The organism is Streptomyces sp. NPDC045470, assembly GCF_040646595.1.
Classification (GTDB): domain Bacteria; phylum Actinomycetota; class Actinomycetes; order Streptomycetales; family Streptomycetaceae; genus Streptomyces.
The window spans coordinates 137457-145821 of the sequence record NZ_JBEZAN010000007.1; the positions used below are offsets into that span (position 1 = coordinate 137457).

7 protein-coding genes are annotated in these 8365 nt (G+C 71.5%); 4 read left to right on the forward strand and 3 right to left on the reverse strand.

The window, feature by feature from the left end; genetic code table 11:
* Positions 1-102 precede the first annotated feature (102 nt).
* Both AB0A97_RS21720 and AB0A97_RS21725 read right to left on the reverse strand, forming a co-directional pair.
* Complete coding sequence (locus AB0A97_RS21720) at positions 103-1116, reverse strand: EamA family transporter (protein WP_361152354.1); 1014 nt, start codon at positions 1114-1116, stop codon at positions 103-105.
* Between the two features lie 556 nt (positions 1117-1672).
* Positions 1673-2392, reverse strand: coding sequence for an SDR family oxidoreductase (locus AB0A97_RS21725; RefSeq protein ID WP_361152714.1), 720 nt, complete (start codon positions 2390-2392; stop codon positions 1673-1675).
* 176 nt (positions 2393-2568) lie between these two features.
* Here AB0A97_RS21725 and AB0A97_RS21730 point away from each other — a divergent pair, with 176 nt between their 5' ends.
* The 3 genes from AB0A97_RS21730 to AB0A97_RS21740 all read left to right on the forward strand — a co-directional run bounded on the left by AB0A97_RS21730 (position 2569) and on the right by AB0A97_RS21740 (position 4902).
* Positions 2569-3279 carry a DUF5825 family protein gene (locus tag AB0A97_RS21730; RefSeq protein WP_361152357.1) on the forward strand — a complete coding sequence of 237 codons (711 nt, stop codon included), beginning with the start codon at positions 2569-2571 and terminating at the stop codon, positions 3277-3279.
* 54 nt (positions 3280-3333) lie between these two features.
* Positions 3334-3948, forward strand: coding sequence for a class I SAM-dependent methyltransferase (locus AB0A97_RS21735; protein WP_361152359.1), 615 nt, complete (start codon positions 3334-3336; stop codon positions 3946-3948).
* A gap of 180 nt (positions 3949-4128) precedes the next feature.
* Positions 4129-4902, forward strand: coding sequence for a phytanoyl-CoA dioxygenase family protein (locus AB0A97_RS21740; protein ID WP_361152362.1), 774 nt, complete (start codon positions 4129-4131; stop codon positions 4900-4902).
* A 102-nt stretch (positions 4903-5004) separates the two neighbouring features.
* On the opposite strand, the gene AB0A97_RS21745 is transcribed toward AB0A97_RS21740, so the two are convergent.
* A complete protein-coding gene (locus AB0A97_RS21745; protein WP_361152365.1) occupies positions 5005-5841 on the reverse strand; it encodes a helix-turn-helix transcriptional regulator in 837 nt (278 codons plus the stop codon).
* A gap of 182 nt (positions 5842-6023) precedes the next feature.
* Between AB0A97_RS21745 and AB0A97_RS21750 the strand changes: the two genes are divergently transcribed.
* A complete protein-coding gene (locus AB0A97_RS21750; protein ID WP_361152367.1) occupies positions 6024-7478 on the forward strand; it encodes an MFS transporter in 1455 nt (484 codons plus the stop codon).
* The last annotated feature ends 887 nt before the right edge of the window (positions 7479-8365 follow it).

The window sequence follows — 8365 nt, forward strand, 5'->3', positions numbered from 1 at the left end:
AACGGGTGTGTCGCTATCCCCTTCCGCTCCCCTCACGAATCGGCCCCTGCGGGGGACCCGATCCGGTCACCCGCCCGTCGCCTTTTCGTCAGGCTCGCGCGATCACTCCTCGGCGCGTGCGGACGGATGCGGGGCATACCTCGCACGGCCGCGGTCCAGCTCAGGGCTCTGTTGAGCGCTCGGCTGCCTGGCCCCCTCGCGGGCCGCGAGGAAGAGCACGGCGAAGAGCAGCAGCGCCGTGCCGGTGAGGACGATCGCGTTCAGCCGCTCACCGAAGACCAGGACGCCGATGGCCGCCGCGGTGAGCGGATCGACCAGAGCGATCACGGAGGCGGTGGTCGCCCGGACCACCCGGAGGCCGATGAAGAGCAGGATGTACGCCAGTGCCGTCGGCACCGCCCCCAGATAGAGGATCAGGCCGATGGTCCACGCCGGACGGCCCATGTCGGGCACCAAGCCCTCCCACACGGCCATCGGCAGGAGGCAGACCATGCCCACGGTGACGCCGGGCACCGTGGACTCGAAAGCGCCACCGGCACTGTTCCGGCCGAAGAAGCGGCCCAGCAGGGTCACGCCCGCGTAACCGGCGGCGGAGAGCAGGGCGTATCCGATGCCCAGGAAGGGATTGGGGCCGGTGCTTCCGTCGGCTCCCCCCATCAGCAGTGCCAGACCGGCAACTCCGCTCACCACCGCGGCGGTTCCGGCGACGCCGGTGCGCTCACCCAGGATCAGCCGGGCGCCGACGGCCACCAGTACCGGGCCCGAGCCCAGGGTCGCCACGGTTCCCACGGCCAGCCCGGCCTGCTGCACGGAGGCGAAGTAGGCGGCCTGGGCCACCGCCATCCCGAAGCCCGTGATCAGGGCCCGCCGGGGGTCCGCCGCGTACATCGCGCGCAGTGAGCTCACCGTCTCGGGCCGCCGGACCCGCCAGACGGAGTGGACCGCCAGGAGCAGCCCGAGTCCGGCCAGGAACCGCCAGAAGGAAACGGCGACGGGACCGATCCCGCCGGTGTCGTACATGGCGACGGCCACGGCGCCGCCGGTGCCCCAGGCCGTGGCCGCGATCGCGACGTAGAGGATGCCCCGCCACACGGGCAGGGGGGAAGAGGGCTGCAAGGGAGGTCTCCTCGGTCGATTGCCGGCACGAAGTCTTCGTGGGCAACCCACGCGGCCACCCCGGCGTCCCGGGACGGCTGCGAGACTGCCCGCCTCAGGCGGCGGGTGGCGGAGGCCTCAGCAGATACATGCGGGCACCCTACCCAGCGCAGGTACCGGTGTCCCGGGGCGCGCCGCATCCGGCCGGATACGGTCGATCCGGCCGCGGACAGCGGCCGTTACCTCGTGCGTCTCGGCCAGCGGCGGCGGGAGCCGGGTCCATCAGCTCATGGACGAGGGCGCCGCCCGGCGGTTCCTCGGCGCCCTTGCGGCCGTCGGCTTCCTCGTAGCACTCGCGGCGGTGTCGCGGCCGGTGGCACAAGCGTCCCTTCCGGGGCCGTATCAAAGCCGAGCCCATGGGGGCTGCTTCTGGGGACATGGTCGCCGCTCGCCGAGATACGTGGACCGAGCGATGCCGGCGCTACCTGCCCCGGTGCCCGGCATGGCCGCCGGTCGGCTTCAAGCCGTTGGGATCGGCCGCGGCCGTACGCGTTTGCTGCCGGAACCCGGAAGTGTTCTACCGTCCGCCGAGACTGCTTCCGCCGTCGACGTCGAGGACGTGGCCGGTGATGAACCCCGCGTCGTCGGACAGCAGGAAGGCCACGGCCGCGGCGATGTCGTCGGGAGTGCCCAGGCGTCCCAGCGGGATCGAGGCGACGGCCTGGCGTTCCGCTTCGCTGCCGACGGGGCGGGCGCGGCGGAACAGTTCGGTCGCGGTGGGGCCGGGGGAGACCGCGTTGGAGGTGATGCCGTCCGGTGCGAGCTCCAGGGCCCAGGTACGGGTGCATCCCACGAGCGCGCTCTTCGCCGCCGCGTAGGAGGTCCGGTCCCTGGCCCCGTACGTCGCCCGCGAGGTGATGTTGACGATGCGGCCGAAGCGCTGGGCGCGCATACCCGGCAGCAGGGCCTGGACGACCTGGACCGATGCCCGCAGGTTCAGGTCCACCACCTGTTGCAGGGTCGCCAGGTCGAGGTCCTGGAGGGGCTGGGGCTGAGCGATCCCGGCGTTGTTGACGACCCGGCAGACCACGCGTTCCCGAGTGGCCTCCTCCAGCATCTGCGCGGTGGCGTCGGCGTCGGAGAGGTCGCAGCGCAGGAACGTGCCGGGAAACTCCTCCGCGGGCGCGTTCCGGGCCACGCCGATCACCTCGTACCCCTCCTTCGCGAGCCGCTGGGACATCGCGAGCCCGATGCCTTTGCCGGCGCCGGTGACCAATACCCGCGGTGCCTCTGAGATGCCGTTCACCTTGCTCACCGTTCTTTCGCTCGTCGTTCCATGTCGTGCCGACGGCTCACGCGGGCTTCGCCGGTCTCCACCCGTGCGAGCGCAGGCACCTCACCTCACCGACACTGTCAAATGTGATCTTGCTGGTGGGCAGCGGGTGGTGAATTCCGGACAGGGGACTGGACCTCATGCGCTGGGTGGCCCACGACGGCAGTCCGGCGCTGGTGCCCGCCCTGCTCCACGGCTCGGCGGGCCGCACTCCGGAAGCAGGCGCGACAGCGGCGCTCCGGTGCTGGCGGGAACGCGACGAAGAGGCGCGCGAGTGGGACGGCATCTCCATGGGAGAGGGGCAGTACGAGGACACCCCTGTACGAACCGTGTCGGACCTGGTCGCACGGGGTGTCCAGCATGTCGCCCTCCCCGAGCCCGTGATCCTCGGCCATGACGAGGGCGGCAGTGACCGGCGAGCGGTCCGAGGGCTCACCCATGTGCGGGAGCTGACCGGGCACGGTCTCTCCGTCGAATGGGATCCGGACCTCGGCGTCGAGATCGGACAGCGGCGGTTGTTCAGCCACCTGTATCCCCCGCGTTCGGTGACCTGCCCCGACGGCGAAGCCGTCCTGGACCAGTGGCGCACCACGTTCCGCATGAACAACTGCGGCTACCGGCGTGGCGTGGGCTTCGTCGAAGTCACCGACCTGCGCCGGGGGACACAACGGCGCGTCGTCATGCGCAAGGTGAACCATGGGAAGCTGGCGTCGCTGCTGGACGGTGCCCCTGCCGCTGATTTCCGGCGCCAGGAAAGAGAGGCGTTCACGGAGTCAGGCTTCGTTCACCAGGTCGGTTCCCTCCTGTGGTGGCTGCCCTCCCGTATCACCCGCTGGCCGGTCGTGGGGTGACGGGAAGGAGCGACGGCAGGCGTCGGAACACAGCACGGAAAGGAATCAAGAGCCGTGGACCATGGCAGGCCCACCTCGCCGTTGCGCTCCCTCAACGCGGCTGAATGGGACCGCGCATACGATTCCGCGATCGCCGGGTGGGACGAGGAGCCACCCCCGGTGCTCGGCGAACTCCTCGCCGAGCACGCTCCACCCCCGGCCCGTGTGATGGATGCCGGCTGCGGGCTCGGCACCACCGCGCGGTGGCTCGCCGGCCGCTCCTGCACCGTCACGGCTTGCGACTTCTCAGCCCAGGCGATCGAAGAGGCCCGGCGCCGGACACCGGTCGGTTCGGCGGTGCGGTACGAGGTTCTCGACGTCACCTCCCACGTGCCCGTGCACCCGTTCCCGGTGGTCCTCGACCGTGGTGCACCGCACACCTGCCCCACTGATCGTGAGCGTCGGACGTTCGCCGCGGCGATGGCCCGGATGTGCCGGCCCGGGGGACTGTGGGTACATGTCGGTGCCGCCGCGCTCAGCGAAGAGGAGGCCCTGCACCAGTCCGGCGGACCGTCCTGGACCACCGAGGAGACTTTCCTCGACGCAGTGGGCGCGTGGTTCACCGTGCTCGATCTTCGGATCGCCGATTTCGGCGGGCAGCCGGGTGTCACGGACTGGCCGGCCCGGTAGGTCGTGCTCCGGAGAAGGGAGAACCGAGCCCTGGGAGAACGGCCCCACCCAGGTCGGTCGCACTGGGCGGCTACGGGTGTCTTCCGCAGCCCCTTGCCCAAGCGGGCTCGGTGAACGCCCGACAAAGGCGGTGCGGGAAATGTGGGGTGACCGGGGCCGGTGGCGCCGCACGATGGGGGCATGGACGACTCGACCTTGATAACCCGTTTCCTGTGCGACGGCTTCGTGAAGCTGGAGGGTGCCGTCGCGCCGCGCGTGGCCGCGGACTGTGCGCGACTGCTGTGGCGGGAGACGGGCTGCGACCCGGACGACCCGACGACGTGGACGCAGCCCGTGCACTGGGTGCCGGGCATGGCGCACGGCCCCTTCGCTGCCGCGCCCAACGCCCCGTTCCTGCACCACGCGTACGACCTGCTCGTCGGTGCGGGGCGCTGGGAGCCGCGCTATTCGCTGGGCACCTTTCCGCTGCGCTTCCCGCACCAGGAGGAGCCGGACGACGCGGGCTGGCACATCGAGGGGAGCTATCTGCCGGAGGGTGAGAGCTGGTCCTTCACCAATCTGCGTTCCCGGGGCCGGGCGCTGCTGATGCTGTTCCTGTTCAGCGAGGTCGGTGACCAGGACGCCCCGACCCGGATCCGGGTCGGCTCGCACCTCGACGTGCCGAAGGTGCTGGAGGGGTACGGGGAGCAGGGAGCCAACGGGCTGGCCCTGGCGCCCGATCTGGTGGCGGCGTCCGACCACCGACCGCTCGCCCTGGCCACCGGGTCCCCGGGCGATGTCTTCCTGTGCCACCCGTTCCTGGTGCACGCGGCACAGCCGCACCACGGGAGGCGGCCGCGTTTCATGGCCCAGCCGCCGCTGATGCCGGCCGCGCCGTACGAACTGGAGCGGGCCGACGGCGCGTACTCACCCGTGGAGACCGCCATCCGCCGGGGCTTGGGGCGGGACAGGTGAGGGACCGGGGCGGCCGATGACGACGCGGCCGGCTCGCCTCCGTACCGTACGTCACCGTGCGTCACCGCGCGTCGTGGGAGAGCGCGGGGAGCCCCCAGCCGTTCAGGCCGACAGACGCAGCAGCGCCTCATGGTCCGGTGTCCCCGGCGGCGCCTGGTAGACGATCAGCCGCTGGCCTTCGCTTCGGGCCACGTCGAACGCCTCGTACGTCAGCGTCAGCCGGCCCGCCTCCGGGTGGTGGTACACCTTGCGCCCGTTGGTGCGCGCCCGGACGTCGTAACGCTGCCACAGAGAAGCGAATTCGGTGCTGCACGCCGACAGTTCGTCGACGACGTCGCGGATGTCCGGCGCTTCCGGGTGCACCACCACGGCGGCGCGCAGATGGGCCACCACGCCGCGGGCCACGTCCTCCCAGTCGGCGTACAGTTCCCGGGCGACGGGGTGGACGAAGGCGTAGCGCGCGGTGTTGCGCTTCCCCTCGGGCCAGTCCTCGATGCCGCGGAAGAGACGCATCGCGCCCTGGTTGGCGGCCAGCAGGTCACTGGACCGGCTCAGCACACAGGCCGGGTACGGGTGCGCGATCTCCACCATCCGGCGGACCTCCTCCCGGACCGTGCGCGAGCCCCTGCCCGTCCGCGCGCCGGTGGCCGGCGCCGACGTCCGGCCGCGGCTCAGCTCCGCGAGGTGGCGGCGCTCGTCGTCGGTCAGCTTGAGCACCTGCCCGATCGCCTCCAGCACCGCGGGGCTCGGCCGTTGCTGCTTGCCCTGCTCAAGGCGCCGGTAGTACTCGATGCTGACGCCGGCCAGGATCGCGACCTCCTCACGCCGCAGCCCGGCCGTACGCCGACGGCCCGCCGACGGCGGCAGACCTGCCTCCTGCGGCGCGACGCGGCCCCGTCGGCTGCGCAGGAAGTCACCCAGCTCCGTTCTGTTCCCCATCGGCACGTTGCTCACAGCCGCAGTATGCAGGTACCGGGCCGGCCGAGGGGGGCCCTGCCAGGGTCTCCCCGCGGCCGGGCTCCCGGGGCACGCTGAACCCACCGCGGAGATCTGCGCGCGGCGGACAGGCAAGGTGACGGGGCGGCGCGGAGGCCCACGAGGAAAGGACGGTGGGCCCGGCTGTGACCACTCAAGCCGAACTCACCCGCCGGGGACGCCATCTCGTCCTGGCGGTCTGCTGCACGAGCGTCTTCCTCGGCAGCCTCAACAACACGGTGCTCAACGTGGCGCTGCCGGCGATGCAACGCGATCTGCACAGCCCGCTCTCCGGACTGCAGTGGGCCACCGACGCCTACCTGATCGTGCTCGCCGCCCTGCTGATGCTCGCCGGATCCGCCGGGGACCGGCTCGGCCGCCGACGCGTCTTCCAGACGGGCCTGGCCCTGTTCACCCTCGGCTCGCTCCTGTGCGGACTCGCCCCCGACCTGGACCGGCTCATCGCCTTCCGCATGGTCCAGGCGGTCGGGGCGTCGATGCTCAACCCGATGGCCATGTCCATCGTCACCAACACCTTCACCGCGCCACGCGAACGTGCCCGGGCGATCGGTGTCTGGGGCACGGTGATGGGTGTGGCGATGGCGGTGGGCCCGATGGTGGGCGGGGTGCTCGTCCAGGGCCTGGGCTGGCGGTCGATCTTCTGGCTCAACCTGCCGATCGGCCTGACCGCGTTCGCCTGTGCCGCGCGCTTCGTACCGGAGTCCCGCGCACCCCGGCCGCGCCGGGTGGACCCGGTCGGACAGGTCCTGGTCGTCGTGCTGCTGGGCTGCCTGACGTACGCGATCATCGAGGGGCCCGGCACCGGCTGGACAGCCCCGCGTACCCTCGCCTGCGCCCTGGCCGCACCGGCCGCGCTCCTCGCGCTCGTCCTCTACGAGCGGCGGCGCACCGAACCGCTGGTGGACCTGCGGGTCTTCCGCAGCGCCGGGTTCAGCGGAGCCAGCGTCATGGCGGTCTGCTCGTTCTTCGTACTCGGTGGCTTCCTCTTCCTCAACACGCTCTACCTGCAGAACGTACGCGGCCTGTCGGCCCTGGCCGCGGGCCTGTACCTGCTGCCCATGGCGGTCATGAACATCGTCACCTCGCCGCTCTCCGGACGGCTGACCGCCACCCGCGGCCCCCGGCTGCCGCTGCTCCTGGCCGGCATCGCCACCGCCGCGGGCGGGGTCCTGCTCGCCACCGGCGGCGCTCTCACGACGGACGCCCTGCTCTTCACCGCGTACGTCCTGATCGGCGTCGGCGTCGGACTGGCCAACACCCCGGTCACCAACGCGGCCATGTCCGGCATGCCGCGGGAACAGGCCGGCGTGGCCGCGGCGATCGTCGCCACCAGCCGCCAGGTCGGTCAGGCGCTGGGGGTCGCGGTGCTCGGCGCGCTCCTCACCGCCGGTCTGCGCTCCGGTACGCCGTTCACCCGGGCGGTGCTCCCGGGATACTGGACGGTCACCGCCTGCGGCCTGGTCATCGTCGTACTCAGCCTGGCCACCACACGCCGTAGCGTGCCCGTCACCGGGGCTGCCGGGCCCGGCTCCCGCTCGGCTGCCACGCCGGCCCGCGCCGGCACTTCCAAGGCGAGCTGATGTTCGCGTGCGCCGGCATCCCGGCCGTCACGAGAGCAGGCTGCTCGCAGGACTGTGCCGGGGTGGTTGGGACAGGGGTGCGGGAGGCCGTGCGGTGCGGCCGAAAAGTTGTTTCTTCGGCGTTAACTTTCCGGCATGTGAGGGGCGTTGAGGTTTGAGTGGGGCGTCGGAGGTGCCATGGGGTGCTACGTGGGTTGATGTGCCGGGGGCCGGTCCAGCGGTGCGGACGGTGGGGTACCCCCGCGTACACCGGAATTGCCCTTCCCCGACCTCGCGATTGCCCTTTCGATACGTCGGAAGTGCCCTCCGCGTGCACCGGCATCGCCCTTCCCGCGCACCGGAATTGCCCTCCCTGTCGCGGCCCGTCGGTGCTGCCGGGGGGTGCCGCTTCCGTGGTGCTCCCCGGTGCTCCGCGGCGACCGGAATGGCACCTGCCGGGTGCGTCGGCGCAATGACTGAAATCGCATGGGACGGACGGTCTGTTTTCGTCATGATCGTTCGATTCGTGCCGTGGGTAACCGTGTAACCGGTTTCACGTCTGTCGCCCTGACCAGCGAAGGCGTCTTGCGGCACGGTGTCGGGTGAGGCCAAACGTGACGTGTGGCACGTGGTGTTCGAATGTTGAACCTCTGTATCGTCCTTCGTGTCGGGCAGGTTATGCCCCTCCGACCCGAAATCCGCTCATTCGAACCTCACCCTGCCGCTCTCTTGGGGCGGCCTACAGGGCGCGCCGTCCCGTCGGCGGCCCGTACCGGCACCCCGAGCCCGCACGACTCGCCACGGCATGCGGTGTCCCCGCACGCCCACGGGCCGGCCGTGCCAGGGCGGCGGCGCGGTTTCCACCTGCTCCGCCGCCCGGCGGGCCTCGGAAGAAGATGGGAAGGGTA

Excerpts from the sequence above, each read along its gene's own strand:
- AB0A97_RS21730 (WP_361152357.1), top strand. The coding sequence starts at position 2,569 with ATGCGCTGGGTGGCCCACGACGGCAGTCCGGCGCTGGTGCCCGCCCTG.
- AB0A97_RS21740 (WP_361152362.1), top strand. The coding sequence starts at position 4,129 with ATGGACGACTCGACCTTGATAACCCGTTTCCTGTGCGACGGCTTCGTG.
- AB0A97_RS21745 (WP_361152365.1), bottom strand. The coding sequence starts at position 5,841 with ATGGGGAACAGAACGGAGCTGGGTGACTTCCTGCGCAGCCGACGGGGC.